We start from the raw sequence: 26,274 nt of genomic DNA on the forward strand, positions 1-26,274 counted from the left end.
CGGGCCCGTTTTCTTTGCGCCTTAACCGTAGGTATTGGACAGGAGTCCCACCCCGTCTATCGCCACCTCGACGGTCGTGCCGGGCCGGATGGGAAGCACGCCGAGCGACGTGCCGCAGGCGATGACATCGCCCGGCTCCAGGGTCATGTCCTGCGAGAGGCGACTGACCAACTCCGCCGGCCGGAAGATCATGTCGTCGCAGCGATAGTTCTGGCGTTCTCGGCCGTTGACCAGCGTGCGCACCACAAGGGTCATCGGATCGACGTCGGTCGCCACCACCGGGCCGAAGGGGCCAAAGCCATCGAAATTCTTGGCACGTGTCCATTGCGCAAAGGCGGCATCGCGCGTGAGCAATTCAGGCGCGGTCATGTCGTTGATGCAGGTGTAGCCGAAGATGAAGTCGACGGCATCGTCGATTGCAACCCCGCTGCAGCGCTTGCCGATCACGACACCCAACTCGCCCTCGTAAACGACGCGGCCGTCGAAGGTGCGCGGCGGCCGGATCGGCTGGCGATGGGCCGCGAAGGCATTGGGCGTCTTGATGAAATAGAGAGGCTCGGCCGGAACCGCCCAGCCATTCTTTTCGGCAGCGGCCCGATAGTTGTTCCACAGCGCCACCATCTTCGTTGGCTGCGTCGGCGTTAGGAACTGCGCCTCGTCGAGGCCGATGGACCTGCCGGTCGGCGCGGAGGTGCCGAACAGGTCTCCCTCATGCAGATGAATGACGTCGCCGTCGACGATGCCGATACGGATATCGTCGTCGAGTTTGATCCGGGCCCATAGAGGCAAAGGCAATCTCCTGTCGAAGCGGCGCTTATACTGTGATGGCCGAGATCCAGGTCAATGCCCTATGCTGAGCGGTCGACACTTGCTTCCGGCCCAAATGCTCCATCGCATCCTCCTTCCGCTTTTTCTTCTGGCTGCCTCCGCTTCTGCGCTTGCCCAGCCCGTTCCAAACATCCGCATTGCCAGCAAGGGCGCCTGGACAGCGGATTGCACGCCCGAGGCCCAGACCGGTGAGAAGTGGTGCCAGGCAGGTACCGTGCTGCGGAGCAGCAATCCGCCTTACTCCTTGGAATTCAACTACGTGCGCGACAGCCGCATGTTCTTCGCCAGAGGTTCGATGCCCCTCTCGGGGGTGCATGCGCAGGTCGAGGGCCATTCAGTCTTCGATTTCGACAGATGCCTGGCGGGCATGTGCCTCTTGAAGGGGGCGCCAGCCGATCAGCTCCTGACCCAGATGCGAGCGGGAGGGCGGCTGATGCTGCGGTTTGATACGCGTGCTCAACTCCCGGGACCGCTGACGGTCGATCTGGCCGATTTTGATGCCATGTATCGGGCCGCACTTGCTGCACCGAAATAGGCACGCGTAACCCTCTCTGGGTCTCTGCGTTGCTTTGGCATGGAGACCGAACTCAAATTCTCTCTTTCACGCGATGCGCGCCGGGCGCTCGAGCGGCATATGGCGCTTCGCGGCAACGTTGCCGGCGAGGCGGCGACGCGCACCGATCACACGACCTACTTCGACACGTCGGACTTCGCCCTGCGCAATGCCGGCTTCAGCCTGCGCATTCGGCGTTCGGTCGACGGCGATGGTGGTGACACGTTCGTGCAGACGGTCAAAGCTGCCCAGAATGGCGCCGGCAAGGACGGGTCGGGTTGGCGGCGGCAGGAATGGGAATGGCCGGTCGCGCGCGAGGAGCTCGATCTCGAGCATCTCGACGAGGTGCCCGGACTCCTTCCGGCATTGCAGAAAGGACTCGCTGACCTTCAGCCGGTCTTCTGCACCGAGGTGCAGCGCTGCCGTCAGGTGCTGCAACCGCCCGGCGGCGGTCTGATCGAGCTGGCGCTGGACGACGGCATGATCGTCGCGAGCCGGCAACGCGAACCTGTGAGCGAACTCGAGCTCGAGCTGAAGGAGGGGTCGGAAGACGCGCTGCTGCGCCTCGGGCTGGATTTGGCCCAGGCTGCGCCATTGTCGCTGCAGGTGGAGAGCAAAGCCGACCGAGGCTACCGTCTGCAAGAAGGCGATCGACCGCGCGCGCGCAAAGCCGGCAGGCCGGCGATCGACGGTGACGCAACGGCGGCGCGGGCTTTCGCTTCCCTGTCGGACTCGGTACTGGATCATCTTCTCGTCAACCAGCCGGCCGTGCTGCGCGGCGAAGAGAGCGAGGGCGTGCATCAGATGCGCGTGGCCGTTCGGCGGCTGCGGTCTCTGCTGGTGCTCTATACCCCGCTGCTGGAGCGGACCAGCGGGGCGCGATTTGAAGCCGAGCTTCGTCGTCTCGGCAACTGCCTGGGGGCGGCACGCGACTGGAGCGTCTTCCTGGAGCAGACATTGCCGGCCGCGGAAAAGGACGGCGTGGATGCCAACTGGATCGAAATCCTGCGCCTGGCTGCGGAGTCCAAATATCACGCCGCTCTTCAGGCCGCGAAGAAGGCCGTCGGCGTTCCGGAGTTCGCGCGATTCATTCTGTCCTTTCGCACCTGGAGCCGTTGCCCACCCGCTGCCCTGGCTTCCGCGGCCGAACAGCCCGTGAAGCGGATCGCGCCTTGGCTGCTCGATCGCCTCGAGGGGAAGTTCGACAAACGGCTCAAGCGTAGCGACGGCCAGGAGCCCGGGACGCTCCACGCCGTGCGCAAAAGCGCCAAGAAACTCCGATACAGCATCGAATATCTCGATGCGTTGTTCGGGTCCAAGGCGGCTCGTTACGCCAAGGCCTGCAATCGGCTGCAGAAAAAGCTGGGTGTGCTGAACGATCTGGAGACGGCAACGGCACGTGCTGCTGAGCTGGCGGGCAACGATCGCCTCGATCTCGTCCCCGCCGTCGGCGCATTGTCGAACTGGGCCGACGCCAGGCGACCGCCGCTCTTGAAGAAGGCCCTGAAGGCGTGCGCGACCTTCGCCGAGCAGGACCCATTCTGGCAATGACGTGCGAATGAGGTGCGGCGGCCGGCCTGAAGCGTGCTGTGCTGCTCAATCCAGCCCTTCATATTCAACCGAAACGTCCTGGCCGGTGTAATCGGGCATGAGCGCGGTGGCGATCAGGCTGACCACGCTGCACAGGGCGATGTAGATCGCGATCGCGTAACCCGTATGGTAGGCGGCGAACAGTGCTGTTGCGATCAACGGTGCCGGCCCGCCGGCAACGATCGATGCCAACTGGTAGCCGAGCGAAGCACCGCTGTAGCGCAGGCGTGGCGTGAAAGCCTCAGCGATGAGGGCTGCCTGCGGGCCGTACTGCATGTCGTGCGGAATCAGGGACAGCACGATGGCGATGAAGACGGCCCATGGGATCGCTGTGTCGATCATGCCGAAGTAGAGGAATCCGAACAGGCCGGTCACCGCGGCCCCGATCAGGTACATCTTGCGACGGCCGATCCGGTCGGAGATATGGCCGAACAGCGGAATGCTGATGAAGGACAGCAGCGATGCCACGAGCACGGCCGTCAGCACGAAGTCGCGCGACATCTTCAGTGTGCCGGTCGCGTAGGCGAAGATGAAGGCGGTGAAGATATAGAACGGTGCCTGCTCGGAGATCCGCAGCAACGCCGACAGGATGATCTCCTTCGGTTGCTTGGCGATCACTTCGGCAAGAGGAGCGCGGACGATCCGGTTCTCGGCGACGAGGCGCCGGAACACCGGTGTTTCCAGGATGCCGAGCCGGACCCAGAGGCCGATGGCGACCAGGACGATGCTGAGCAGGAAGGGGATGCGCCAGCCCCACGTCAGGAAATCTTCACCGGACCAGGCGCTGAAGGCGAGAATCACGAGATTGGACAGGAACACGCCAGCGGGGACGCCGAATTGCGGCCATGAAGCGATCAGCCCGCGATTGCCGTGGCTGCGCGCCCACTCCATCGAAATGAGGACGGAGCCACCCCATTCGCCGCCGACGCCAATGCCCTGGATCACCCGCAGGATCGTCAGGATGACGGCGCCCCATATTCCGATCGTCTCGTAGCTGGGAACGAGGGCGATCGCGAAGGTGGCGAGGCCCATGCACAGCAGTGTGGCGATCAAGGTCGCCTTGCGTCCGATCCGGTCACCGTAATGACCGAAGATGGCGGCACCGATCGGACGACCAATGAAGCCGACGAAGTAGGTGCCGAAGGCCGCCAGGGTCGCGGTCAACGGGTCTTGCTGGGGAAAGTACAACTTGCCGAAGACAAGGCCGGCCGCCGTGCCGTAGATGAAGAAATCGTACCACTCGATGGTGGTACCGACGGTGGCGGCGACGACCGCTCTTCGCAGCTGCGAACGGTGCTCCGACTCGGACAGCATTCCGAAGCTTTCTACCGCCGCCATGGCGTTGCCTCCCACGTTTGGTGGAACGCGTAACGCCGTTGGCGCTATCGAGTTCCTGCCGCCCGGAAAGCCATTGCAGATGTCAGGTCTATTTTTGCAAAGCCGAAATCGCCTCGGCGACGCTGTGGAAGACCTTGTCGGGGCCGAGTTCCGACAGGATGCCGAACTGCTGCAACGCAGCCTGGGCACGCACCGACACTAGCCGTGCGATGGCGAACTGAATGTGACGGGCGCGGCATTCCTCCATCACGGAGCGCAATGCCTGTGCCGCGGTATAGTCGATGTCGGCGATTGCCCCGCCTTCGAGGACGACCAGGGAGAGCGGTTGGCGCGCAGCGATGATGTCATGGATGCCGCGTCTGAAAGTCTCCGCGTTGGCGAAAAGGAGCGGGGCCTGAAAGCCGACCACCAGCACTCCAGGCGTGCTTTCTCCCGTCACACCGTTCTCCGGCCACCAGATGGTGGTGCCCGGCACGTTCTTGAATTCGCTGACACGGGTCTGCGTGCTGATCCATACGCCGTGCAGCAGCGAAAGGCCGATGCCGATGGCGACGCCGGTTGGAATGGGCAATGCGATGACGGCAATGGCCGTCAGGAGAATCAGCGCGAATTCGACTGGGGCCTGTCGCGCAACGGCGTTGATGACGGGCACGCGCACGATCCGGACCGCCACGAACAGCAATACCCCGGCCAGAGCGGCCTCCGGCACATCCCGCATGAGGCCGCCCCCGCCCAGCGCAAGCGCGGCGACAAGGCCGGCGGAGATCATTGCGCCAAGCTGAGAGGTTCCGCCGGCGGCCCGAACGACCGCCGTGCGCGGCGGGCTGGCGTTGACGGGAAAGGCACCGAGCAGGGCGGCGCAGAGATTGGCCGCGCCGACGCCGATGAAATCGCGGTTCACATCGGTCGGCTCACCGTTCGAGTCGGCGAAGGATCGGGTCACGGCGGCCGTCTGCATCATGACCACGAGCGCGAGGATCAGGGCGAGCGGCACGAGCTGCCTCAAACTGTCGAGATCCCAGGCCGGTACGACCGGCTCCGGTAGTCCGGCAGGCAGGTGGCCCAGAACGGCGACCCCTTTGGCATCGAGAGAGAAGAATTGGGCGGCGAGGGTGGCGACGGCCACGGCGATCAACGCTCCGGGCAGGCGCGGATTGATGACTTCCGTTGCGAGTGCCGTCGCTAGCACGACTGCGGCGATTGCAACGGACCAGGGATTGATGTCAGCGATATGGGCAGACAGACCGTGCAGCTGATCGAAGATATTGCCCGCCTGGGACGGGACGCCCAGCGCGTCGGGAAGCTGCGAGACCACGATGTGAGCGGCGATGCCGGCGAGAAAGCCTGTGACGATCGGCGTCGACAGAAGGTCTGCGATCCAGCCGAGACGCAGGATACCTGCTGCGATGAGCGCGGCCGCCAGCAGCAGGGCCAGAGTCACCGAAGCCGAAGCCAGCGAGGCTGTGCCGGAGGTTGCCAGCAAGGCCAAGCTGGCCGTGAAGATCGGGGTGATGGTCGAATCCGCTCCGGCAGTCAGGATCCGATTCGCACCAAGGAGGGCAAAACCGACAGTCGCGCCGATGAAGGCATAGAAGCCGATCTGGGGTTCGAATCCGCCCAGTTTGGCGGTAGCCATCTGCTCGGGAATGGTGATGGCGGCCAGCGTGACGCCTGCGAGGGCGTCGCCAAGCAGCCCAGAGGCAATGGTGCGCCGTGGGACGGACGGTTTGGTCGGAAGATGTGACGCAGCCATGAAGGGCGACCGCCGGCGCCTTCGCTACAATCCCAGTATGACCGTGTAGGCCTGGGTCTGTACCGGTCTGAAACCCAGCCGCTTGTAGAGTGCCAGCGCGGGATTGTTCTTGATCACGTCCAGAGTGAACTCCTTGCCCTTGCGTCGTGCCCGATCGCTCATCCAGGTCAGGAAGCTGGTGCCGAGACCCTGGTTGCGCTTGTCGGGCGATAGATAGAGATGGCCCAGGTGGATGGCGAAGCGCGTCTCGGTGCAGTGCAGCCAGCCTGCGTCGTCGCCCGCCGCCTGGAGGATCGAGGCGCCTTCGTCGGCCAAGGCCTCGCGCACGCGTTGCTGCTGTGTGGGGTCGTCCCAAACGAAGAGGCCGACGCTCAGCGGCTGAAGCGCATCGCGATAAAGGGGCCAGCAGAAAGCGAAGTCGTCGCGCTGCACGCGACGGAAATCGAAGGGATGCATCGTCACCGCAGGCGCCGCGAAATTACGATTGCGGCCAACCCGGCAGCGGCCAGCAGCAGGCCACGCCAGATCCATGGTCGCTGATCGATCATGAAACTGCTCTTGGGGTAGGGGAAGTACCCGCTTCCCTGGCCCATCCACACCACGCCCGTAAAGGCAGCGAGGATGCCCAGGATCAGCAGGATCTTTCGGGTCAAAGGCATGACACAGCCTATCGCGTCGCCGGCGCAATGGCCAACCGGGATCGGGCAGGCTACGTCGCGCCTCAGGCGACCTTCAGCCGTTCGAAGCGCCGTCGCAGGGTCGCGATCGATATCGGCAACCGGCGGAAGTCCCGCGGTGGAAGCGGGCGGGACGGCGGTCGCTGCACGGCGGCTACGAAGGCGGAGGCAAGCTCGAATTCGCCGATGCACGCCGCGCCGAGCGAGCTCAACAGATTCTCCTCCTCCCAGGCATCGAGTTCGCGGCCGGTGCCGTCGAGTCGCCGCAGTTCGCCCTCGAAGCGGGCCTCGAAAGCCGCTCGCTGCCCGGTCCCCTCCGCTGGAGAGGACGCCGAGTCCTTCAGGATGTCCTCGATGGTGTGACGAGAATTGGCCTGCATGGGGATACCGCGCTTGGACAGAAGCTAAACGGCAGGTACCGTCCTCGGTTGCAGGATCAGTTGGATGTCCAAATTCGGCCCCGAGACGATGGTCAGAGCGGGGATGGTCAGAGCGAGGCGAGGGGGGCTTCCCACGCATTGTAGCCGTAGACCCAATCGACATCGGTAACGCCCTTGCCCCAGCGATTCTGCCGTGATGTCAATTGCACCCGCGCCGTGCGCTCCTGCCGGGTCTGCTGGTAGCGTCGCAGGGCCCGCTCCACAGCGTCGCGATCGGTGCCGGCCAGGCAGCGCGACAAGATGGCGGCATCCTCGATCGCCATTGCCGCGCCCTGCGCCATGTATGGCGTCATGGGATGGCAGGCGTCGCCCAGCAACGCGACGGGCCCGTCGACCCATTGCGGCAGGGGATCGCGATCGACCAGCGGACGCTTGTGAACCTCGGGGGCCGCCGCCAGCACCCGCTGGACTTCAGGATGGAAGCCGTCGAACGCGGCACGCAGCACCTTCACGTCTCCGGTCGTCGACCATGACTCGATCTCGAAACCGGGCTCGGGCTGGCTTGTCACGAAATAGATTTCCGATCGGTCGGGCTTCACGGGATAGATCACGATGTGCCGGTCCGGGCCCCACCACTTGGTGCAGTTGGAGATCGGGTAGCCGTCGAGCCGCGCGGCGGGATAGACCGTGCGATAGGCAATGCGGCCGGTGAAACGCGGCTCGTCCTCTCCGAACAACGCCGACCGTACGACCGAATGTACGCCATCGGCGCCAATCACCGCATCGGCGGTCGCGACCGTATCATTCTCGAAAGCGAGACGGACGCGGCCATCGCCCTGCGGCTCGAGACCGACCAGCCGATGCTCGAGCCTGACGATCTCGTTGGGAACCGCACTTGCGAGCGCGGCATGAAGATCGCCGCGATGGGCAAGAAGGTAAGGTGCGCCGTATTGAGCCTCCGCTTCGGGCCCAAACATCATGTCGAACAGCACCTCGCCCGTGGCGGCATCGCGATTGTTCCAGGAGCGGGGATAGAAGGTCTCGGCGCGCAAGGCAGTTTCGAGCCCGAGGCCGCGCAGCACATGCATGGCATTGCAGCCGATCTGGATGCCGGCACCGAGACGGGTGAAGCGGCGCGCCTGCTCATAGACAGTCACCTCGTGTCCGGCCTTACGCAGGGCAGCGGCGGTGGCCAGCCCACCCATGCCGGCGCCGATGACGGCGATGTCGAGACGGGATGCGCTCATGGCATCAACGATGCCGAGGCTCGCCTCCAGTCGCAATCGCGGTGGCGGTCAATAGATCAGATATGTTTCGCGTCGCAGTCGGAACCCGTCGAGCGCCGGCTGCCAGGTGCTTGCGATCTCGCGCGGGTCGACATTGGCCTTGATGGCGTCGAGAGATTGGCGCGAGCCCAGCAGGCCCAGGATGCGGTCGATGGCGAACCTGTCACCGTAGAGCCGATGGAGCGCCGCCGCGAGCTCGACGCCCAGCAGCGGCGTGTCGAGCCGGTTGCGGTCGGTGATGTGCAAGCGCACGCCCTGGCAGCTCTCGCCGGCGAAGGCCGATTCGGTCGGTGTGAAGGTCGTGGCCTCGAAGCGCACGCCCGGGATGGCGCGGGCGGTAAGCTCCGCTGCAAGCGTCTTGCCGTCGATCCAAGGCGCGCCGAGCAGCTCGAACGGCGACTCGGTGCCACGGCCGACACTGACGTTCGCGCCCTCGACCATCGCCACACCGGGATAGAGCACTGCCTCGTCGAGCCGCCGCAGGTTGGGTGAGGGTGGCACCCACGAGAAGCCCGTCTGGTCGAACCAGGCCCGGCGATCGTAACGCCGCATGCGGACAAGATGCAGGTGCGTGCCGAGCTTCTTCTCCGCGTTGAAGAGACGGGCCAGCTCGCCCATCGTCATGCCGTGCCGGGTCGGCAAGGGCATGTAGGAGACGAAGGAGGTCAGGCCGGGATCGAGCACCGGCCCCTGGACGGTACTGGCCGTGATGGGGTCGGGCCGATCGAGGACGTAGAAGTCGAGCTTGCGCTGGGCCGCCGCCTCCATCGCATAAGCCATGGTGGTGGCATAGGTGTAGTAGCGCGTGCCGACATCCTGCATGTCGAACACCAGCGCATCGAGGCCGGCCAGCATGGCGTCGGTTGGCCGGCGTGTGTCGCCATAGAGGCTGTAGACGGGCAGGCCCGTTGCGCGATCGGTACCCGATGCGATCCGCCCTTCCGCTGACGCGTCGAAGCCATGTTCTGGGCTGAACAAGGCAACCAGGTTCATGCCGCTGCCCTGACGCAGCACATCGGCGGTGCGCCGGCCGGCGGAGTCGCGCGCCGCCCCGTTGCTGACGAGGCCGATGCGACGTCCGGCGAACTGGCGAAAGCCGTAAGCCTCGACCACGTCGATGCCCGATTGCGTCTGCGGCCGCGCGCCCGCTACGGCCATGGCACCGGCAACGCGGGCGATCCGGCGCAGCATGGGCAGGATGTCACCCCGCCCATCGGGATGCAGGCGATTGCTGAGCACGATCAGGAAGCTCCGTGTCTCGGGGTCGATCCAGATCGCGGTGCCGGTATAGCCGGTATGGCCGAAGGAGCGGGTCGAGAAGAACGGCGAGAACCGGTCCGAGTAGGGCGAATCGATATCCCAGCCCAGGCCGCGCAGTGCCGGCTGTCCGGGCGGGCTCTGAGGGCGGGTCATCGCCGCGATCGACTCCGGTCGCAGCACCGCCTGACGGCGCATCGACTCGTCTCCGATCATCATGCGCGCGAACCTGGTGAGATCGTCCGCCGTGGTGAAAACACCGGCATGACCGGCGACGCCGCCCATGCGATAGGCGGTTGGATCCTGCACCTGGCCCCAGCGCAGCTCGCCGCCTTCGACGTCGGCCGGCGCGATACGCTCGCGCAAGTTCGGCGACGGCAGGAATCCGGTATGGCTCATGCCGAGCGGGCGGAAGATGTGTTGCTCGCTGTAGGTTTCGAGCGGCTGGCCCGAGACACGACGCACGATCTCGCCCAGCACGATAAAATCGATATCGCTGTAGAGGAAGCGCGACCCTGGCGGCGCGACGGGCTTCACCGATGCCGCGGCCTCGAGCGCACCCTCGCGATCCGACCAGCCGCGAGACGACAGGCCAGCCGGCAGGTCGGCATAGTGCGTGAGAAGCTGCCGCACCGTGATCTCCGCCTTGCCGTTGGCGGCGAAGGCGGGCCAGTAGCTGGCTGCGGGACGATCGAGGGAGATCTTGCCCTGCTCGACGAGCTGTTCGATCGCCACCGCCGTCGCCATCACCTTGGTGAGCGAGGCGGCATCGTAGATGGTATCGAGCGTGGCGGGCTGACGCTCCGGCATCACCGAACGGTCGCCGTAGGCTTGGCGCAGGACGATCCTGTCATGCACACCGACGACGATGACGGCGCCGGGCAGATGTCCCGCGGCGATCTCCTCGCGCACGATGCTTGAGATCTCTTCGGCGCCAGCGGTCACAGTAGGGGCGGCGGCGACCGGCGTCGTCGGAGCCGCGCAGGAGATCAGGACCTGGCACACCAGGCCCGCCAGCAGGAGCCGGAATGCTTCAGCGCTGCGAGATCTCGGGCTTGATGTCATTGGGCGAGTAAACATTGCGCGGATTCCACAACATCCAGCCGACGCTGCCCGCGTCGCGCGCGGCTCGAGCCTGCTTGGCGATCTCCTCGGCGCCGAACGCCTGGCCGCCAAAGGCGTAGTCGGTGAAGGCCTGCAGCCAGGGCCGGTAACGTGCCGGTGCACCGGCCGTGCGCTTGTTGGCCTCCAGCAGCGAGAGATGAACGATCTCGTAGGGATTGGCGACCGGATTGCGGTAGCCCGGGATGCCGAACTGGAAGCTCGACGGGTAGAGCATGGGCGAGATGTAGTCCACCACGGTCGCCAGATCCTCCAGCCGTTGGCCGATGCCCGTATCGTCGCGATTCCAGCATACGTAACCGAAGATATCGATGGCCAGGAAGACGTTGTAGGGGGCGAGGCGCCGCTTGGCTTCACGCAGGAAGCCCGTGATCGTCTCCACCCGCGAGGTCTCGTTCGAGGGCTGGCTGAACACCAGCCCGACAGCGTCGGGGAAGCGCACGTAATCGAACTGGATCTCGTCGAATCCTGCCGCCGCTGCTTCCTCGGCGACGCCCAGCGTATAGTCCCAGGCCTCGCGTCGGAACGGGTCGATCCAGGCCAGGCCCTCGCGATCCTTCCACACGCCACCAGCGGCGTTGTGCACCGCCCAGTCGGGCCGCACGCTGGCCAGCGGATCGTCCTTGAACACGACGATGCGGGCGATGAGGTAAATCCCACGCGCCTTCAGGTCGGCCACCAATGCCTTGAGGTCGGGAATGGTGCGCAGCTTCTGGGCGCCGCTCTTGGTCGCCAGCGGCAGGTCGCTGGGATAGGGAATGAAGCCGCGATCGCCCTTGAGGTCGATGACCAGGGCATTGAGGCCGGTGCGGGCGATCACGTCGAGCGCCGGATCGCGCAGGAACGGCGCGCCGATGCCATAGACGGTGAGGTAGAGCGCCTTGGGCTGAAGCGGCGTCAGCTTGATGTGCTGGGCGTCCTGTCCTGCCGCGATCTGCTCGCGCGCATAGCCTGGTGCGCGCGCCTTCGGCGGTGTCGCGCCGGAGAGCCGATACTGGCCCTGCGCGTCGGTGATCACGGTCTGGCTGTCGACAGTGACCGTGGCGCCGGCGATGGGCTTGCCGGTCGTGGCATCGATCACGGTGCCTTGCCAATCCTCGGCCTGCAGCGAGCCGGCCGGGAGCAGCGCCGCGATCAGGAACAGAAAGAAGCGACGAACCAGCGGTTTCATCTTTGACCTGCAACCAAGGCATCGAAGCGGCTGCCCCGATCGGCATCGACGACGATGTAGCGGGGCAGCGCCATGATCTTGTCGGCCGGAGTCACAGGGCGGCGCTCGATGGAGAACGCGGCGGTGTAACCGGCCGCGCGCGCGGCCTGCATCAGCTCCTCGTCGTAGATGCCGAACGGCCAGGCCAGCAGATCGACGGGACCGCCCAGGCGCTGTTCGAGGATCGCCCTCGATCGCGCGAGCTGGTCGTGCACGAATCGCGCATAGTCGGCCGGACTGAGCCGCTTGCGCTCGATGTTGAAATTGGGATGCCAGAACGTGTGGGACTGCACGTCGACCAGGCCGGAGGCCTTCATTTCGGCGAGCTGCGCCCACGTCAAAGCATAGTCAGCGTTCGAGATGGCCGAGGGATAGATGAACAGCGTAACCGGCAGACGGTAGCGTTGCACCAGCGGGAAGAGATCGCTGTAGACCGTGCGATGGCCGTCATCGACGGTCAGCACCACCGAACGCTCCAGCGTCGCATCGGTGCCGTCCAGTGCGGCCAGCAGGGCACGTAGCGGAGCGACGCGATAGCCGCGCTCCCGCATCAGGCTGAGCTGGCCCTCGAACACTGGCGTCGTGACCGTCATCTCGTCGTTCAGTGACGGGCCGAAGCGGTGATAGAGGAGAATGGGGACGCGCAGGGCGTCGGCTCGACGCGGACTGGCGGGCGGCTCGGCCGCCCTTCCCGACGCAGAGGAAAGCAGGAACGCTGCGGGTACGGTCGCCAGCAACGACCGTCGGGAAATCGAGCGCGAACCGGCAAAACGCGACATCGTTCTAAACTAGTCGTCACAGCGCCCGCCGCTTTGATCCAACGCAAGGATCGAATGTCGCGGGATGCCGGCCGCTCTTGCCGCGTATCTCCGTCGAGACCATGTTGACGACGGAATGACCGGGATGGAAGCGACGCATCTGCCGCGGCTGCCGAGCGCGGGGGAGTTGGTGGCGGACGGCGTGGTGCATGCGCTGGGCGTAGGGCTTGGACTGCCGGCCGCGCTCGCGCTGGTCGCCTGGACCGCGTTTCGCGACGGTCATCAGCTTGCACCTATCGTCATCTACGCGGCCGGCCTGTGCGCCATGTTCGTCTGTTCGGCTGCCTATAATGTTTTCCGTCAGAGTCGCCGCCGCGCCTGGTTGCGGCGCTTCGATCATGCGGCGATCTTCGCCATGATCGGCGGCACCTACACGCCCTTCACGGTGCTCGGCCTGGAAAGCATCTGGTCTGCAGCACTGACCGCCGTGATCTGGTCAATCGCGGGCTTCGGCATCCTCGCCAAGCTCGCGCAGCCGCGCTGGATCGAGCCCATCTCCGTCGGCCTTTACCTGGCGCTGGGCTGGATCGGTGTGATCGCGATCGGTCCGTTCCTGGACAGCATGGGGAGCACGACACTCGGCCTGCTGGGGGCGGGTGGCGTCATCTATACGGCCGGCGTCGCTTTCTATCTCTGGCAGCGATTGCCGTACCACAATGCGATCTGGCACGGCTTCGTCTTGGTCGCCGCAGGGCTTCACTACGGTGCCGTGCTGACCGTGGTGTGAGAGTCCAGGGAAGAGCCCACGGCCGGCAGCGGCGCGTTCGGTATGATACCGTGCGGCAACCCCGACGAACGCCGGCCGTTCGCCTCTCACCATGCATGTCCCTCTCCGCTGGGCCGTCGCCACCAGTCTGGTCGCGAGCTGTGGCCTCTTACCCTCGACCTCATCGGCCCAGGGTCTCACGTTGATGCGGCCCGCTGCTCTCCGGCAGGCCGGTCCCCTCTCGCTCATCCATCACCATCAACCGCGCTCGCGAGATGATCTTGTGCTCTGCCGCGGCGGAGGCGGTGGCGGAGGCGGAGGTGCCGGTGGCGGCGCCGGAGGAGGAGCGGGTGCCGGTGCCGGTGGTGCCGGGGCTGGAGCAAGTGGCGGAGCTGGAGCGGGAGCCGGCGGTGCTGGAGCTGGCGCAAGCGCCGGTGCTAGTGCGGGCGGCGCCAGTGCCGGGGCAAGCGGCGGAGCCGGCGCGGGAGCCGGCGGTGCCGGAGCTGGTGCAAGCGCTGGTGCCAGTGCGGGTGGAGCGAGTGCTGGAGCAAGTGGTGGCGCCGGAGCGGGCGCTGGCGGTGCCGGGGCAGGCGGAAGTGCCGGCGCCAGTGCGGGAGGCGCCAGTGCCGGGGCAAGCGGCGGTGCCGGAGCGGGAGCCGGCGGCGCTGGAGCCGGTGGAAGTGCCGGCGGTAGCGCCGGTGGCTCCAGTGCTGGGGCGAGCGGAGGAGCCAGTGCCGGAGCTGGCGGAAGTGCTGGTGGAGGTGCCGCCGGCAGTGCCGGTGGTGCGAGTGCCGGAGCGGGTGGCGGAGCTGGGACGGGCGCGGCAGGAACGGGCGCTGCTGGCACGGGCGGAGGCGGAGCTGCAGCGGCCGCGCCTGGCGCCGCTGCGGCGAGTTCGGGCTTGGGAAGCGCAGCCCCAAGCGCGGGCGACGCCGGCAACGGGGGCGGCGCAACAGGCGCCGCCAGTGCCGGCTCAGGCACAGCAGGGGGTGCATCGAGCGACGCTTCCGGAAGCAATGCCGCCGAAGCGACCGGCGTAGGCTCGACGGGGACTTACTCGCTGCGCGGAGTCTATTTCCGCCGCGAGGCGTTCCGGAGCACCGCCGATTGCCTGACGGCTGCCTACGCCAAACATCTGCCGCTCGACCTCTGTCGCTAAGCCGTTCAGGAGCCAACCGCACAGCGAAGGGTACCGGTCACCGTGCCATTTCCGGAGACCACCTCGTTCCTGTTGTTCAACCGTATGTCGCCGGCTGCGGCGACACTGTCGGCGATGGTTCACGCTGCGGTCGCTGCGGCCTTTCTGTCCGGGTGGTCGCGGGCCGACCGTGTTCACGTCGATACGCCGCCGATCGAAGTCATAGTCGAGCATCCGACGCTGCCGACAGCGGAACGTACGCAACTGTCGGTGCCGTCGGCAGTCGTGCCGGCAACGTCCGATGCCAACCAGACATCCGATCCGGACGTCCCACCGACAGTCGATGCGCAGGGAGAGTCTTCCGCACCGTCGGTAAGCGAGGCGACGCTGGAACAGGCGTTGCCGCCGCTGCAAGCGCCGCCGCCTCCGATCGAAGCGCGCGACTTCGCGGCTCTCGTGCCGTCCAGGCCGGCCTCGCCTCGATCGCCCCCTCCGCTCTCCAAACCGATGTCGGCGTCGTCGCGAGCGGTGCGGCAGCAACCGGCGGTCTCTCAGGCGCCGGCCGTGCAGGGCGGCAATCAGCGCAAGGCTGAAGAGGATTATCTTTGGCAGATCATCCGCAAGCTTTCCCAGTACCGGTTCCGGGAGAAGACCCGACAGGCGGGAGAGAATGGGCTGGTGGTGGCACGTCTCACGCTCGCCCGCGATGGTCGGGTGCTGGATGCGGCCCTCGCGCAGTCCAGCGGGTTTGCCGACCTCGACCGCGGAGTGGTCGAGACCATACGGCGGGCTTCGCCGTTTGCGCCTCTGCCCGCGGACATCCCCGACGACCGCCACACCTTCATCGTTCCGCTGAGCTACAGCCAGGATCAGGAGTGACCGTGGTTGTTCTTTCGCATCAGATGTGATGCATTGCTGACCTCAAAGGGGGAGGGGCAAGGGATGAAGTGCTGGGCTGCTGCGGCCGCCGGTGCGGCCGTGACGATCGTCGCTTGGGGGCTGGATCCCGCGCACGCCGCCGCTGCGGAGATCTACAGCGCCGCCACGACCAACAACCAGGGCACCAGCTTCACGCTGGTCGTACAGAAGAACGGCACCCGCTTGACCTTCGATATCACGGCGGAAGGCGGCAGCAGCATGGTCAACGGCATTCCCTACTGCGATCCTGCAGAGTTGAAGCCTGACGGCAGTTTCCTGACCTATTGCAAGAAGTTCATCCCCGGCGCCAGCGTGCAGCTTGCGGGCACGCTCGAGCAGGCGACGATGAGCCCGATCTATGGGCTGGGAGGCGCCGTCTTCAAGTTCCAGCCCGGGCCGCTGAAGAAGAGATAGCTGCGCGGGGCTTGGCGCGCGCAATCGTGAAGCGGCGCCATTTGAGCGTCGGCCTCCGCTGGGTCTATCCTCGTGCCAACACTAGCGCGGCATCCAACGCCGCCGGCAGGAGGAAACGATGGAATTCGGCATGTTCCACGAGTTCCAGCAACCGCCCGGAGCCTCGGCAGCCGAGGCCTTCGCCCAATCCTTCGCCCAGGTCGAGGCGGCCGAGCGGCTGGGGCTCGACGCCATGTGGCTGGCCGAGCTGCATTTCGCGCCCGAACGGTCGGTGCTGGCCTCGCCCTTGATCCTGGCCGCCGCCATCGCCGAACGCACCACGCGCATGAAGATCGGCACCGCGGTCCAGGTCCTGCCGCTCTGCCATCCGCTCCGCCTCGCCGAGGAAGTGGCCACCGTCGATCAGTTGAGCGGCGGTCGTTTGATCTTCGGCGTCGGTCGCTCGGGATTCGCCCATACCTACGCCACGTACGGCGTCGAGTACGGCGAGTCGCGCGAGCGATTTTCCGAAACGCTGACGATCGTGAAGCGCGCCTTCACGGAGGAGCGCTTCTCGCACAAGGGCAAGTATTTCGCTTATGACAATGTCCGACTGGCGCCCAAGCCGCTGCAGCGGCCCTGGCCCGAGATTCGTATCGCCGCCGCCAGCCCCGACACCTACGAGGAGGTTGGTTCGCTCGGCCATCCCATCTTCATCGCCGCGCGCACCGGCAACCTCTCCGAACTGGCGCCGCTGGTGAAGAGCTACCGCGCTGCTTGGATCAAGGCTGGCCATCCGGGCCGCGGTGCCGTCTATCTGCGCGTGCCGGTCTATGTGGCGAACAGTGACGAGGCGGCGCGCGAGGAGCCGCGCGAAAGCATCATGCATCTTCTTCATTATATCGGTGATCGTCTCGCTGCCTCCGCCACGGCTACCGGCGCGCGCGCTATCGAGAATCGTGCCGAACGCGGCCAGAAGATGCAGTCGATCGACTACGAGGAGGTGCTGCGCGAACGCATGATCGTCGGCACACCGGAACGTGTGACCGATCGCCTGCAGGAGGTTCGCGACGAGCTCGGCCTCGATGGCATCCTTGCCGAACTGAACCCCGGCAGCCTGATCCCGCATCCGCGCGTCATGACCGCACTGACGCTTCTTTGCGAAGAGGTGATGCCGAGGTTCAAGTGAAGGCGCTGGACACTGTCAGCGCCACACCGTGATCCAGACGCGAGGGATGTCGCTCCTACGCCGAGCGCCACAGGCCGAAGCCGCGGCGAAGCCAGTCGATGCTGAGCGCGATGCCGCCGGCCATGGCCCAGATCAGCATCAGCGCCACGGCCGCGTAGATGGTCGGTCCCCAAGTGGGAGACAAGCGCACGATCGGGTCGAGGGCGGCATCGAAGGCAATGGCGCTCAGGCGCTTGCACTCTATGCCCGTCGTATCTTCGACATGGGCGGCACGGCAGTCTGCGAGTGCCGTGTCGGCGTAGGTCGTCGCGATGGAGACCTGTCGGCGATAGACATAGTCCGGCACCTGGCTCATCCACACGGTGGACAACGCCAGCGCCACGGCAAGAGCGATCCAGATTGGCCGCATGCGTGTTCTCTTCGTCCCTGCGCGGCGGCACGAGCCGCCGACCCCCGGGACGCAGTGTAACCCCAACCGTTGCGCTTTTCTGCAGGGATCCTGTATCGGATGTAGCCTGTCGCCCACCGCGCGTATTTGGCCCATAGGGATATCTGGTCGCGCGAATCCCCAGTGATTTTCTGCTATTTGGTGGAAAAAATTGGGGAATACCGGTGCCTTAGGCTTCGGTGCTGCTGGTCGATGGAAACTCATAATCAATGAAAAAGGCCCTTGGCATCGCGGGGCAGGTCCTTGTCATCCTCGCCATCACCCTGGGACTGGATTACGCGCTGACCGCCACCCTGTTCTCGGACCTGAAGCATCGCTGGGAGAAAGCCGACGCGGCCAATCTCGGCACCTACATCAGCACGCCCTGGCATCACGACCTCATGCCTGACCGCACCTCGACGCGTGTCTGGGGCAACGTCCTGTTCCCGTGGCGGACGGACAGCTATGGCTTCCGCACCGGTCGCTGCGCGCCGGGCGAGGCGGAGAAGGATCGGCCAGCGATCTTCGTGATCGGCGACTCGTTCGTCGAAGCGCTGGGCTCGAGCTACGAGCAGAGTTTTGCCGGTTTGATGGCCTGCGCTATCCGCAAGCACGGGAAGGCACTGTGGAATCTCGGCGTCGCGTCCTACAGCCCGGTGATCTATTTCCGCAAGATCCGTGCGGCGGCCGAGAAGCTCGGCGTGCAGCCGCGGGAAATCTACGTCTTCCTCGATCTTTCCGACATCGACGACGAGGCCAATGTCTATCGCGTCTGGCCGGACGATACCGTCCACTTCGCCAACGAACCTGTTCCGCCCGATGGCCGCAGCCGCAACATTCCCTACAAGGGCCCGCCCTTCGATCTCGGGCGGTTTCTGCTCGCCAACTTTGCCAGCGTGCATTTCGTCTACGACCTGTTCCTGATGTCGCCCTTGAGCGAGCAGTTGTCCTTCGGCCGCAAGCGCGCGCGTTGGAGTCTCGATCCGCACCTGATGAAGGCCTGGGGCCAGCGCGGTCTCGACAGCGCTGCCCGCAATCTCGACCGGATCGTCGAGATGTGCCGAGACTGGCAGTGCCGCATGACTCTGGTCGTGTATCCGTGGCCGGACAACATTGCCGCCCATGATCGCGACAGCGTCCAGGTTCGTTACTGGCGCGACTGGGCCGCGCTGCGCGGCGTGCGCTTCATCGACGGCTTCGCGCCTTTCTTTGACGAGCCCGCCGAGTCGGCCCTGCGCCAATACTATATCCGAGGCGACGTCCACTTCAGCGAAGCCGGCAACCGCCTAGTTTACGAGACCGTGAAGAAGGCCGTGGGCGATGATTGGTAAAACGGCAGCCGCGCAAGAGTGTCGTCCCGAATGCGGCGAAGGACTCCGTCGACCCAACGCGCCGCTCTAGAAGACCTTCGTCACGGACACGAACACGCGGCTGTCGCAGTAGTTGGTGTTGTTGCAGGCGGCATATCCGAGATTGGTGCCGGTGTAGGCAATCATCATGTCGGGTCCGAAGGCCGAGGTGACGAAACCGATTTGCCAATACCAGTAGTCGTTGACGGAGATCCCGTAGGGCAAGGGATTCTGAACCTGGTAATTGCCCAGTGACACATAGCCTTTGAAGATGAAGCGGCCGTCGACGTTCAGGAACGGCAACGGCACCGACAGCATGCCGCGCTTGTTCCAGGTCTGGCCGCCATTGCCGAAGGAGTTGGGGCTGTAGAGCACGCGGCCGTTGAGCGTCGCCCAATCGATGTCGTAGTCGATATTGAGAACGACCGCGCCGTAGTTATAGCCCAGCGTGTCGGAGAAGCCCGGGTAGCTGACGCGCAGATAGCCGAGATCGAGCTTGACCTTCCTGTCCAACACCAGCGCCTTCACCCCTGCCGTCGTGTCGATCTCGACGCCTTGGCCGGCGATCAGAGTGGTGTTGCTGCCCCAGCCGGAAAGATAGATCCAGACCGGGAAGCGCTCGATCAGGTTGGGCGTCCGATAATCGAGCCCTGCCTGAACGGCGGGCCCGCGCCCGGACGCCGAGACGCCGGCATAGGAATAGTCGGAAGTGACCGTGAAGTTCGCGTTGAAGGTGCCGCCGAACGGTGCATGCCAGCGCTCGGCGTCCTCGGCGCAGGCGCTGGAAATATGGGCCGTCGCCAGAACCACGGCCGAAGCAGCCCTGAGCACAGTCCACACAGAAGAAGAATAGAGCGCGCCTCCACCCCGTGCCAGCGCGCGCCGGTCACGGTGTCATGCGGATGCGTCGGATCATGTCCTGCAGAGCGGGCGTGCTTGCCTCCTTGTCATAAATCGGTACGGCGGCCTTAACAAACGAGTCCCGGTCAATGTCCGAGACGAGCTCGACGCCCGTCACCCGCGCGATGCTGTCGCGCTGTGCTTCCTGTTCGTCCCAAAGCCTGCGGAAGACACCGACTGATTCTCTTGCGGTGGCGCGCAGGGCGGCCTTGTCGCCGTCCGACAGCTCTGCCCAGGTCCGCTTGGAGAAGATCAGCACGCTGGGTGTCGCCGTGTGCTGAGTCAGGCTGAAATACTTCGCCGTCTCGTAATGCCGTGACGCCACGAAAGCCGGCCAGTTATTTTCGGCGAGATCGATCGCGCCGGTCTGGAGGCCGAGTGCGATCTGCTCGTATGGCATCGGGATCGCGACCATGCCCGGGACTTTCATCAGAGAGACCCAGAGGCCGGCTTGCGGCACGCGTACCTTGAGCCCGGCCAGATCCGACGCCTTGCGGATCGGTTTGCTGCCGTAATAGGAGCGCGCGCCCGTGGGGTAGAAGCACAACCCGACGAGGTCGAAGCGATCGAGGGCCGCCAGCAGATCCTGGCCGACCGGCCCGTCGAGTACATGCTGCATGTGGTCGGTCGAACGGAACAGCGCGGGGAGTGCCGGCACGATGGCTTCGGGCATCAGGTTGCTGAGCGAGGCGAGATTCACGCGGGCCATGTCCAACGTGCCGTTGCGCACGGAGGCTATCGTGAACAGTTCGGAGCCGCGATTGTCGGCCCCAAGGGTGCGGATCGACTGTCGACCTCGTGTCCGTTCCTGCAAGCGCTCGCCGAGATAAGCCACTGCCTGCACCGTCGGATGATCCGCGGCGTAGACATCGGCCGAACGCAGATCCTTGGCCTCTGCGCTCGCACTCCATTGCAGAGTGGCGGCCGCAATCAACGCGAGACTCGAACGCATGACCTGGTCCTCGACGGGTACTCGGACGAACTCCGGAAACCTTAGGCCGACGGTCTGTGCAACGCGACGACCCAGTCACAATTTGCAGTCGCGGAAGTGTACCGATTGTAGTCGATGGTCGGCGGATTCCATAGGCCGGTGCGTCGCGCCTCTGGCACCCTTGCCGTTGGTGACCATAAGTCGTTGGCGACCATAATAGGTCCGATGCCAGCCCGCATTTAGAGTATCGGCATGATCTGCTTGCGGATGCTGCTCTCGTTTTTTTTCCGTTTATTTAACGGAAAGGACCCTCTGCGGGGGCGATGGCGATGTTCTTTCCAGTGAGGGAACGCCGCCGTGATTTACTCCACCTTGGCCCCGGAGGCCTTGATGATCGGGGCGAGCCGTTGCGCGTCCTCGGCGCGGTAAGCGGCGGTATCGGCGGGATTCATCCAGAAGGCCGTCGCACCTTGCTGATCGAACGCGGCCTTCACTGGGGTGCTGTCAAGTGCCTGCCGGGTGAGGGTGGCGCATTTCTCGACCATGGCGGCCGGCAGGCCGGCGGGGCCGCAGATGCCGCCCCACGAGGTGATCTCGAAGCCGGGCAGGAACTCGCCCATGGTCGGGATGTCGGGTACGGCGGGATGGCGCTGTCGCGAGGTCACGGCAAGGGCGCGTACCTTGCCGCCGCGCATCAGGCCGAGAGGGCCCGGGATGTTGTCGAACATCATGTCGACCTGGCCCGCCAGCAGGTCCTGGTAGGCAGGCGCGCTGCCGCGATAGGGCACGTGCAGCAGATTGACGTGAGCGAGCTGCTTGAAGATCTCGCCGGTGATGTGCGGCGTGGTGCCGGCGCCCGAGGAAGCGAAGGAGTACTTGCCCGGGCTCCTTTTCACGAGCTCGATCAGTTCCGGCACCGATTTGGCCGGCAGGTCGAGGCGCACCATCAGCATGTTGGGCACCGCCCACATCATGGCGATGGCGGTGAAGTCCTTCTCCACGTCGAACGGCAGCCGGGCATAGAGCGTGGGCGCGATCGATTGCGAGGCGATGGTGTAGAGGCCGATCGTGTAGCCGTCGGGTGGCGCCTGGGCGATCGCCTCGGTGCCGATATTGCCGCCCGAGCCCGCCTTGTTGTCGACGATGAACTGCTGACCCGTGAGTTCGGAGAGCTGGTTGCAGACGATGCGGGACAGCGTGTCGGTCGGTCCTCCAGGCGGGAAGACATTGATGTAGCGGACCGGCTTGTTGGGCCAGTCTTCGCCGGCACGGGCGAGGCCCGTCGCGAGCATCGGGGCGGCGAAGGCGCCGCCGGACAGAACGAGCGCACGACGGCGCCCGAGGTTGCGGGTCATCATGCTGGACGTGCCTCCCAGGGCTTATCGTTGGGAGGCATTTTATGCCTCGGCCGTGCGTCGCTCCAGCGTGCCCCGCGGCAAAGACCTTACGCATCGTCCAGGAATGCGCGGACAGCCGCAACCGCCTCGGCCAGGCCGACACGATCTATGGGCACACCCGATGGGAAGGCCGTCAGCAGGCGCGAGGGCAGGCGGGAGTCGAGCATCACGAACACGCCGCGATCGTCGGCGCGGCGGATCAGGCGGCCATAGGCCTGCTTCAACCGCAACCTGGCCAGCAGGTCGTCATAGGCGTTGGCGCCGGCGCCCGCCGCCTTCCAGGCGGCCTTGCGCGCGCGATGGAGGATGTCGGGCCGCGGCCACGGCACGCGGTCGAACACGATGAGGCGCAAGGAACGGCCCGGCACGTCGACGCCGTCGCGCACCGCATCGGTGCCGAGCAGGCAGGAATGCTCCTCGGCCCGGAAGATGTCGACCAGCGTCGCCGCATCCATCCCGCCGACATGCTGGGCGTAGAGCGGCAGGCCGGCTTCCTCGAGCGCCGGTGCAATGCGCTGATGCACGGCGCGCAGTCTGCCGATGGCGGTGAACAGGCCCAGCGCGCCGCCGCCGGCGGCCAGGAACAGCTCGCGGTAGGCCGAGGCTACCTGCTCGGCATCGTCGCGCTTCACGTCCTTCACGATCAGCACCCGCGTGGCGCTGGCATAATCGAACGGCGAAGCCATCGCGGCCCGCATCGCCGGCGCGAGCAGGTGCCGCGCGCCGGTGCGCGCCTCGGCTGCGAACCAGTCGGCGGGAGCCTCATGGGAGCGCGCAACTCCCATTGCGCTCATGCTTCCCAACGTCACTGGAAGGCCGCGCTCTGCCGAGTCGTCGTTTGCGGCGGCGGGCACGCCCAGCGAATCGCGCAGCGTCGCCGACGTGATGACGGCCCCGTGCGCGGGCTTCAGCACCGAATTCACGAACGGCTCGGTGGGATCGAGATAATGCCGGTACATGCCGACATCGGTCTCGCGGTTCTGGCTGCGCTCGATGGCGAACCAGTCGACGAAGGCGGGATCGGCGTCGTTGTGCAGGCCGCGCAGCATGGACCGCCAGGCCTCGAGCGTCAGCTCGCAGCGGTTGGTGAGCGAGCGGGCGACGCCCTCGATTCGTCCCCGCTGGCCGGAGTCGAGTTCGTCGGCCTTGGCCTCCAACTTGGCGCGCAGCGCCGCGCGCAGCTTGCGCACCGGGATCAGCATGTCCTCGAACAGCTTGGCCAGCGCGTCGGCCGCTTCGAGCAGGCCGGGATTGAGCGGGCGGATGTCGCATTCCATGCCGAAGCCCTGATCCTCCCCCGCCGCCCGGGCGCGTACCTGGATACGCACCAGCGCCAGGAACTCCTCGGCCGGCCCCAGCACCGTGCCGTCGGCGAGCCGCGTCTGCCAGTTGGGCGCGGGCAGGCGTCGTGCCAGGTCGAGCAGGCGGCGCAGCGCATTCTGCGCCTCCTCGTCCTCGCCCAGCAGGTCCTGGATGCGCCGCTCGAGGCCGCGCGCGCGGCTGCCGCGCCGGCCTTCGGCGCCCAGGATCCAGCGCCGCAGGTCGGAGCCCTCGACGCCGCTGAGATGCGCGCCGAAAGCGCCATCGGCAGCATCGAACAGGTGATGGCCCTCGTCGAACACGTAACGCAGCGGTCGCGTCGCATCGTCGAGCCCGCCCATCGCCGCCTGCACCATGACGAGCGCGTGATTGGCGATCACGATGTCGGCTTGTCGCGCGCGGCGGATGGTGCGCTCGACGAAGCACTTCTTGTAGTGCTCACAGGCCGAGTAGATGCATTCGCCCCGTCGGTCGGCCAGGCGCGAGATACGGCTGCGGCCCAGCAGGTCGAGCAGCCAGGACGGCAGATCGCCGCCGATCATGTCGCCGTCGCGCGAGGCCAGCGCCCAGCGCGCCAGCAGGCCGAGGCCGACCGCATTCTCGGGCACCAGGCCGGTGCGCAGCACGGCTTCCTGGAAGTTCAGCAGGCAAAGATAGTTCTCGCGGCCCTTGCGGATCACGACGCGCCGGCGCTTCTCGGCCGAATCGCGATGGAGCCGGTCGAGCTCGCTGTCGATCTGGCGCTGCAGGTTGCGGGTGTAGGTGGCGATCCAGACGGGCGCACCGTTCTTCTCTGCCCACAGCGAGGCCGGAGCGACATAGCCCAGTGTCTTCCCGACGCCCGTGCCGGCCTCGACCAGAACGACCTTGGGCTTGTCCTCTTCCTCGCGCGGCGCGAAGGCCTCGGAGGCGGCAGAGGCATAATCGCTCTGCGTCGGTCGCGCCTCGGCCATATTGGGCCCGGCGGCGATCATCTGTGCCAGCCTCAGCCGTGCTTCGCGCGGTTCGACCGGCTGCGAGCCGGGCGGCGTTGGCGGCGGCGGTTCCTCCCAGGCCGGCAGGCTCTTCCAGATATCGAGGCCGGCGCCGAGCCGCGGCTTCCTCGCCGGCTCCGGATCGAGACCCAGGGCCGCGAGCACCTGCTTACCCCAAGTCCAGTCGCCTCGCGCCATCGCCAGCGCCGTGTCCTTGAGATCGGGAGAAGCGAAGGCGGCCATGTCCTCCAGGGCGTCGAGCAGCGCCTTCGCTGCCTCGGGCAGGCGGGCGAGTTCATCTTCCGGCGTGACTGGAACCGCCAGATCGAGCGCCTCGCACAGGCCGCGCACCGTCGGCAGGCAGAAGGTGGCTGGATGGACGAAGGCGTAGAGTTCCAGCAGGTCGCGAGCGGCGAGGGAATCCAGGCCCAGCCGCGCCGCCGTCGCCGGAGCGTGGCAGACGAGCGGAAAGGTGCCACCCGCGCGCAGCCCTGCCTCCGGTCCGATGATGCGCTCGATCTCGCCGTCGTTCGACAGCCACAACGCCCCGCGCGCGGTCGCGAGCAGGGCGGGCGAGGGGAGGAATGGCGGCATTGCCCGGCTCAATACCACACCCTTTTTGTCCGATGCAGCGCGCGCCGGTTGCAACTACACTCACGCGTCATGAAGCCGCCGCCCCCGGTCCTTGGCAAGTCGACCGCCATCTTCCGCCAGTCCGGCGCCTTGCGGCCCGGCTATGGCAAGATCACCGGGGTGATCGCCTTCGCGCTGTCGGGCATGGCAGTCCTGGCGGTCCTCGCCTTTCACTTTCCCGAGTATCTGACGACACCGGACTTGCGGAAGAAGTACGACGTCAATGTGCTGCGCGAAATCATGCTGGTGGGCATGGTGATCGCTGGCGGCTTGGCGATCGCCAACCTGATCCGGTGGCGCAATCGCTGGCTGAACGGAACGGCGCTGGTGCTGCTGGCGATCGCCGTCGCCTTCGGAGGACATCGCGTACCGGTCGGCGACTTTCCCGACAACACACCCTACATCGGCCTCGATTGGTTCCTGCTGGATCTCCTGGGCTCCAGCATGGTGTTCATCCTGATCGAGAAGATGTTTCCCCTGCATCGGCAGCAGCCGGTGTTCCGACCGGGCTGGCAGATCGACTTCACGCATTTCATCGTCAACCACCTGCTGGTGGGTCTGGCGCTGGTGATCGTGAACTTCGCCATCCATCGCCTGTTCGGATGGCTGGTTTGGCCGCCGTTGCAGAAATGGGTCGGCGGGCTCCCCTTCTTCGCCGAGCTGTTCCTGGTGCTGCTGGTCGCCGACCTGGTGCAGTACTGGACCCACCGTGCCTACCACGAGATTCCCGTTCTGTGGCGCTTCCATGCCGTGCATCACAGTGCCGAGTACATGGACTGGATGGCAGGGTCGCGGCTGCACCTGTTCGAGCTGCTGACCACACGCGTCTCGATCCTGGGCGTGCTCTACGTGCTGGGCTTCACCGAAGCGTCGATGAACGTCTACATCGTGATCGTCGGCTTCCAGGCCGTCTTCAACCATGCCAACGTGGCCCTGCCCGCCGCCTTCGCCCGCGCGCCGCTCAAATGGCTGATCGTGACGCCCGACTTTCATCACTGGCACCACAGCTCCGAGCGCGAGGCGATCGATCGCAATTACGCGGCGCATTTCGCCTTTCTCGACTATCTCTTCGGGACGGCGGTGAAATCCGATCGGCGCTTCCCGGGCAAGTATGGCGTGCTCGGCGACTACATGCCGGCAAGCTATCTGCGCCAACAGCTCTTTCCCTTCACCTGGAAGCATTGACC

General features: G+C 65.8%; 24 protein-coding genes. 9 read left to right on the top strand and 15 right to left on the bottom strand.

Features of this window, described 5'->3' with window-relative positions:
• Window positions 1-21: 21 nt before the first annotated feature.
• Window positions 22-789: a fumarylacetoacetate hydrolase family protein gene (locus B5D62_RS27085; protein WP_085937182.1), complete on the bottom strand. Its 768-nt coding sequence runs from the start codon at window positions 787-789 to the stop codon at window positions 22-24.
• A 94-nt stretch (window positions 790-883) separates the two neighbouring features.
• Here B5D62_RS27085 and B5D62_RS27090 point away from each other — a divergent pair, with 94 nt between their 5' ends.
• Complete coding sequence (locus tag B5D62_RS27090) at window positions 884-1,363, top strand: invasion associated locus B family protein (RefSeq protein ID WP_170921159.1); 480 nt, start codon at window positions 884-886, stop codon at window positions 1,361-1,363.
• A 39-nt stretch (window positions 1,364-1,402) separates the two neighbouring features.
• A complete protein-coding gene (locus B5D62_RS27095) occupies window positions 1,403-2,932 on the top strand; it encodes a CYTH and CHAD domain-containing protein (RefSeq protein WP_085937184.1) in 1,530 nt (509 codons plus the stop codon).
• A gap of 45 nt (window positions 2,933-2,977) precedes the next feature.
• Here the strand turns inward: B5D62_RS27095 and B5D62_RS27100 are convergent, their stop codons facing one another.
• The 9 genes from B5D62_RS27100 to B5D62_RS27140 all read right to left on the bottom strand — a co-directional run bounded on the left by B5D62_RS27100 (window position 2,978) and on the right by B5D62_RS27140 (window position 12,773).
• Window positions 2,978-4,309: an MFS transporter gene (locus tag B5D62_RS27100; protein WP_085937185.1), complete on the bottom strand. Its 1,332-nt coding sequence runs from the start codon at window positions 4,307-4,309 to the stop codon at window positions 2,978-2,980.
• Between the two features lie 88 nt (window positions 4,310-4,397).
• The gene (locus tag B5D62_RS27105) at window positions 4,398-6,062 is read right to left on the bottom strand and encodes a SulP family inorganic anion transporter (RefSeq protein WP_085937186.1); all 1,665 of its coding nucleotides are present in this window, start codon (window positions 6,060-6,062) and stop codon (window positions 4,398-4,400) included.
• Between the two features lie 24 nt (window positions 6,063-6,086).
• Complete coding sequence (locus tag B5D62_RS27110) at window positions 6,087-6,518, bottom strand: GNAT family N-acetyltransferase (protein WP_231714960.1); 432 nt, start codon at window positions 6,516-6,518, stop codon at window positions 6,087-6,089.
• A gap of 2 nt (window positions 6,519-6,520) precedes the next feature.
• Window positions 6,521-6,721 (bottom strand): hypothetical protein, encoded by a 201-nt coding sequence (locus B5D62_RS27115; protein WP_085937188.1) that lies wholly within the window; start codon window positions 6,719-6,721, stop codon window positions 6,521-6,523.
• Between the two features lie 62 nt (window positions 6,722-6,783).
• Window positions 6,784-7,119, bottom strand: a complete 336-nt coding sequence (locus tag B5D62_RS27120; RefSeq protein WP_085937189.1) for a hypothetical protein — start codon at window positions 7,117-7,119, stop codon at window positions 6,784-6,786.
• A 107-nt stretch (window positions 7,120-7,226) separates the two neighbouring features.
• A complete protein-coding gene (locus tag B5D62_RS27125; RefSeq protein WP_085937256.1) occupies window positions 7,227-8,366 on the bottom strand; it encodes an FAD-dependent monooxygenase in 1,140 nt (379 codons plus the stop codon).
• Between the two features lie 48 nt (window positions 8,367-8,414).
• The gene (locus tag B5D62_RS27130; protein WP_170921161.1) at window positions 8,415-10,667 is read right to left on the bottom strand and encodes an exo-beta-N-acetylmuramidase NamZ domain-containing protein; all 2,253 of its coding nucleotides are present in this window, start codon (window positions 10,665-10,667) and stop codon (window positions 8,415-8,417) included.
• 28 nt (window positions 10,668-10,695) lie between these two features.
• Window positions 10,696-11,955: a putative glycoside hydrolase gene (locus B5D62_RS27135; protein ID WP_085937191.1), complete on the bottom strand. Its 1,260-nt coding sequence runs from the start codon at window positions 11,953-11,955 to the stop codon at window positions 10,696-10,698.
• Window positions 11,952-12,773 carry a polysaccharide deacetylase family protein gene (locus B5D62_RS27140; protein WP_085937192.1) on the bottom strand — a complete coding sequence of 274 codons (822 nt, stop codon included), beginning with the start codon at window positions 12,771-12,773 and terminating at the stop codon, window positions 11,952-11,954. The genes B5D62_RS27135 and B5D62_RS27140 overlap by 4 nt, the downstream gene beginning before the upstream one ends.
• A gap of 124 nt (window positions 12,774-12,897) precedes the next feature.
• Between B5D62_RS27140 and trhA the strand changes: the two genes are divergently transcribed.
• The 5 genes from trhA to B5D62_RS27165 all read left to right on the top strand — a co-directional run bounded on the left by trhA (window position 12,898) and on the right by B5D62_RS27165 (window position 17,156).
• Window positions 12,898-13,539, top strand: a complete 642-nt coding sequence (gene trhA, locus B5D62_RS27145) for a PAQR family membrane homeostasis protein TrhA (protein WP_218191340.1) — start codon at window positions 12,898-12,900, stop codon at window positions 13,537-13,539.
• A gap of 254 nt (window positions 13,540-13,793) precedes the next feature.
• Window positions 13,794-14,558 (top strand): hypothetical protein, encoded by a 765-nt coding sequence (locus tag B5D62_RS33530; protein ID WP_218191341.1) that lies wholly within the window; start codon window positions 13,794-13,796, stop codon window positions 14,556-14,558.
• A gap of 161 nt (window positions 14,559-14,719) precedes the next feature.
• Window positions 14,720-15,535 carry an energy transducer TonB family protein gene (locus B5D62_RS27155; RefSeq protein ID WP_139374116.1) on the top strand — a complete coding sequence of 272 codons (816 nt, stop codon included), beginning with the start codon at window positions 14,720-14,722 and terminating at the stop codon, window positions 15,533-15,535.
• 63 nt (window positions 15,536-15,598) lie between these two features.
• Window positions 15,599-15,988 (top strand): hypothetical protein, encoded by a 390-nt coding sequence (locus B5D62_RS27160; RefSeq protein ID WP_085937195.1) that lies wholly within the window; start codon window positions 15,599-15,601, stop codon window positions 15,986-15,988.
• Between the two features lie 118 nt (window positions 15,989-16,106).
• A complete protein-coding gene (locus B5D62_RS27165) occupies window positions 16,107-17,156 on the top strand; it encodes an LLM class flavin-dependent oxidoreductase (RefSeq protein ID WP_085937196.1) in 1,050 nt (349 codons plus the stop codon).
• Window positions 17,157-17,211: 55 nt separating this feature from the next.
• Here B5D62_RS27165 and B5D62_RS27170 read toward each other — a convergent pair whose 3' ends face one another.
• On the bottom strand, window positions 17,212-17,565 hold the full coding sequence (locus B5D62_RS27170) for a hypothetical protein (protein ID WP_085937197.1): 354 nt from the start codon (window positions 17,563-17,565) through the stop codon (window positions 17,212-17,214).
• Window positions 17,566-17,813: 248 nt separating this feature from the next.
• Between B5D62_RS27170 and B5D62_RS27175 the strand changes: the two genes are divergently transcribed.
• Complete coding sequence (locus B5D62_RS27175) at window positions 17,814-18,914, top strand: SGNH/GDSL hydrolase family protein (RefSeq protein WP_085937198.1); 1,101 nt, start codon at window positions 17,814-17,816, stop codon at window positions 18,912-18,914.
• A 66-nt stretch (window positions 18,915-18,980) separates the two neighbouring features.
• On the opposite strand, the gene B5D62_RS27180 is transcribed toward B5D62_RS27175, so the two are convergent.
• The 4 genes from B5D62_RS27180 to B5D62_RS27195 form a co-directional block, all read right to left on the bottom strand.
• The gene (locus tag B5D62_RS27180; protein ID WP_170921164.1) at window positions 18,981-19,742 is read right to left on the bottom strand and encodes a TorF family putative porin; all 762 of its coding nucleotides are present in this window, start codon (window positions 19,740-19,742) and stop codon (window positions 18,981-18,983) included.
• A gap of 76 nt (window positions 19,743-19,818) precedes the next feature.
• The gene (dctP, locus tag B5D62_RS27185; protein ID WP_085937200.1) at window positions 19,819-20,784 is read right to left on the bottom strand and encodes a TRAP transporter substrate-binding protein DctP; all 966 of its coding nucleotides are present in this window, start codon (window positions 20,782-20,784) and stop codon (window positions 19,819-19,821) included.
• A 341-nt stretch (window positions 20,785-21,125) separates the two neighbouring features.
• Entirely contained in the window at window positions 21,126-22,121 is a 996-nt protein-coding gene (locus B5D62_RS27190; protein WP_085937201.1) for a Bug family tripartite tricarboxylate transporter substrate binding protein, read from the bottom strand.
• A gap of 86 nt (window positions 22,122-22,207) precedes the next feature.
• Window positions 22,208-25,048, bottom strand: a complete 2,841-nt coding sequence (locus B5D62_RS27195; RefSeq protein WP_085937202.1) for an ATP-dependent DNA helicase — start codon at window positions 25,046-25,048, stop codon at window positions 22,208-22,210.
• Window positions 25,049-25,117: 69 nt separating this feature from the next.
• On the opposite strand from B5D62_RS27195, the gene B5D62_RS34100 reads away from it, so the two are divergent.
• Window positions 25,118-26,272 carry a sterol desaturase family protein gene (locus tag B5D62_RS34100; RefSeq protein WP_085937203.1) on the top strand — a complete coding sequence of 385 codons (1,155 nt, stop codon included), beginning with the start codon at window positions 25,118-25,120 and terminating at the stop codon, window positions 26,270-26,272.
• The last annotated feature ends 2 nt before the right edge of the window (window positions 26,273-26,274 follow it).

Source organism: Enhydrobacter aerosaccus, from assembly GCF_900167455.1.
Classification (GTDB): Bacteria; Pseudomonadota; Alphaproteobacteria; order Reyranellales; family Reyranellaceae; genus Reyranella; species Reyranella aerosaccus.

Coding starts and splice junctions, on each gene's coding strand:
- B5D62_RS27195 (WP_085937202.1), bottom strand. CDS start 25,048: ATGCCGCCATTCCTCCCCTCGCCCGCCCTGCTCGCGACCGCGCGCGGG.
- B5D62_RS27175 (WP_085937198.1), top strand. CDS start 17,814: ATGAAAAAGGCCCTTGGCATCGCGGGGCAGGTCCTTGTCATCCTCGCC.
- B5D62_RS27135 (WP_085937191.1), bottom strand. CDS start 11,955: ATGAAACCGCTGGTTCGTCGCTTCTTTCTGTTCCTGATCGCGGCGCTG.
- B5D62_RS27120 (WP_085937189.1), bottom strand. CDS start 7,119: ATGCAGGCCAATTCTCGTCACACCATCGAGGACATCCTGAAGGACTCG.
- B5D62_RS27115 (WP_085937188.1), bottom strand. CDS start 6,721: ATGCCTTTGACCCGAAAGATCCTGCTGATCCTGGGCATCCTCGCTGCC.
- B5D62_RS27095 (WP_085937184.1), top strand. CDS start 1,403: ATGGAGACCGAACTCAAATTCTCTCTTTCACGCGATGCGCGCCGGGCG.
- B5D62_RS27125 (WP_085937256.1), bottom strand. CDS start 8,366: ATGAGCGCATCCCGTCTCGACATCGCCGTCATCGGCGCCGGCATGGGT.
- B5D62_RS27190 (WP_085937201.1), bottom strand. CDS start 22,121: ATGATGACCCGCAACCTCGGGCGCCGTCGTGCGCTCGTTCTGTCCGGC.
- B5D62_RS27170 (WP_085937197.1), bottom strand. CDS start 17,565: ATGCGGCCAATCTGGATCGCTCTTGCCGTGGCGCTGGCGTTGTCCACC.
- dctP (WP_085937200.1), bottom strand. CDS start 20,784: ATGCGTTCGAGTCTCGCGTTGATTGCGGCCGCCACTCTGCAATGGAGT.
- trhA (WP_218191340.1), top strand. CDS start 12,898: ATGGAAGCGACGCATCTGCCGCGGCTGCCGAGCGCGGGGGAGTTGGTG.
- B5D62_RS27160 (WP_085937195.1), top strand. CDS start 15,599: ATGAAGTGCTGGGCTGCTGCGGCCGCCGGTGCGGCCGTGACGATCGTC.
- B5D62_RS27100 (WP_085937185.1), bottom strand. CDS start 4,309: ATGGCGGCGGTAGAAAGCTTCGGAATGCTGTCCGAGTCGGAGCACCGT.
- B5D62_RS27110 (WP_231714960.1), bottom strand. CDS start 6,518: ATGCATCCCTTCGATTTCCGTCGCGTGCAGCGCGACGACTTCGCTTTC.
- B5D62_RS33530 (WP_218191341.1), top strand. CDS start 13,794: ATGATCTTGTGCTCTGCCGCGGCGGAGGCGGTGGCGGAGGCGGAGGTG.
- B5D62_RS27090 (WP_170921159.1), top strand. CDS start 884: ATGCTCCATCGCATCCTCCTTCCGCTTTTTCTTCTGGCTGCCTCCGCT.
- B5D62_RS27140 (WP_085937192.1), bottom strand. CDS start 12,773: ATGTCGCGTTTTGCCGGTTCGCGCTCGATTTCCCGACGGTCGTTGCTG.
- B5D62_RS27105 (WP_085937186.1), bottom strand. CDS start 6,062: ATGGCTGCGTCACATCTTCCGACCAAACCGTCCGTCCCACGGCGCACC.
- B5D62_RS34100 (WP_085937203.1), top strand. CDS start 25,118: ATGAAGCCGCCGCCCCCGGTCCTTGGCAAGTCGACCGCCATCTTCCGC.
- B5D62_RS27165 (WP_085937196.1), top strand. CDS start 16,107: ATGGAATTCGGCATGTTCCACGAGTTCCAGCAACCGCCCGGAGCCTCG.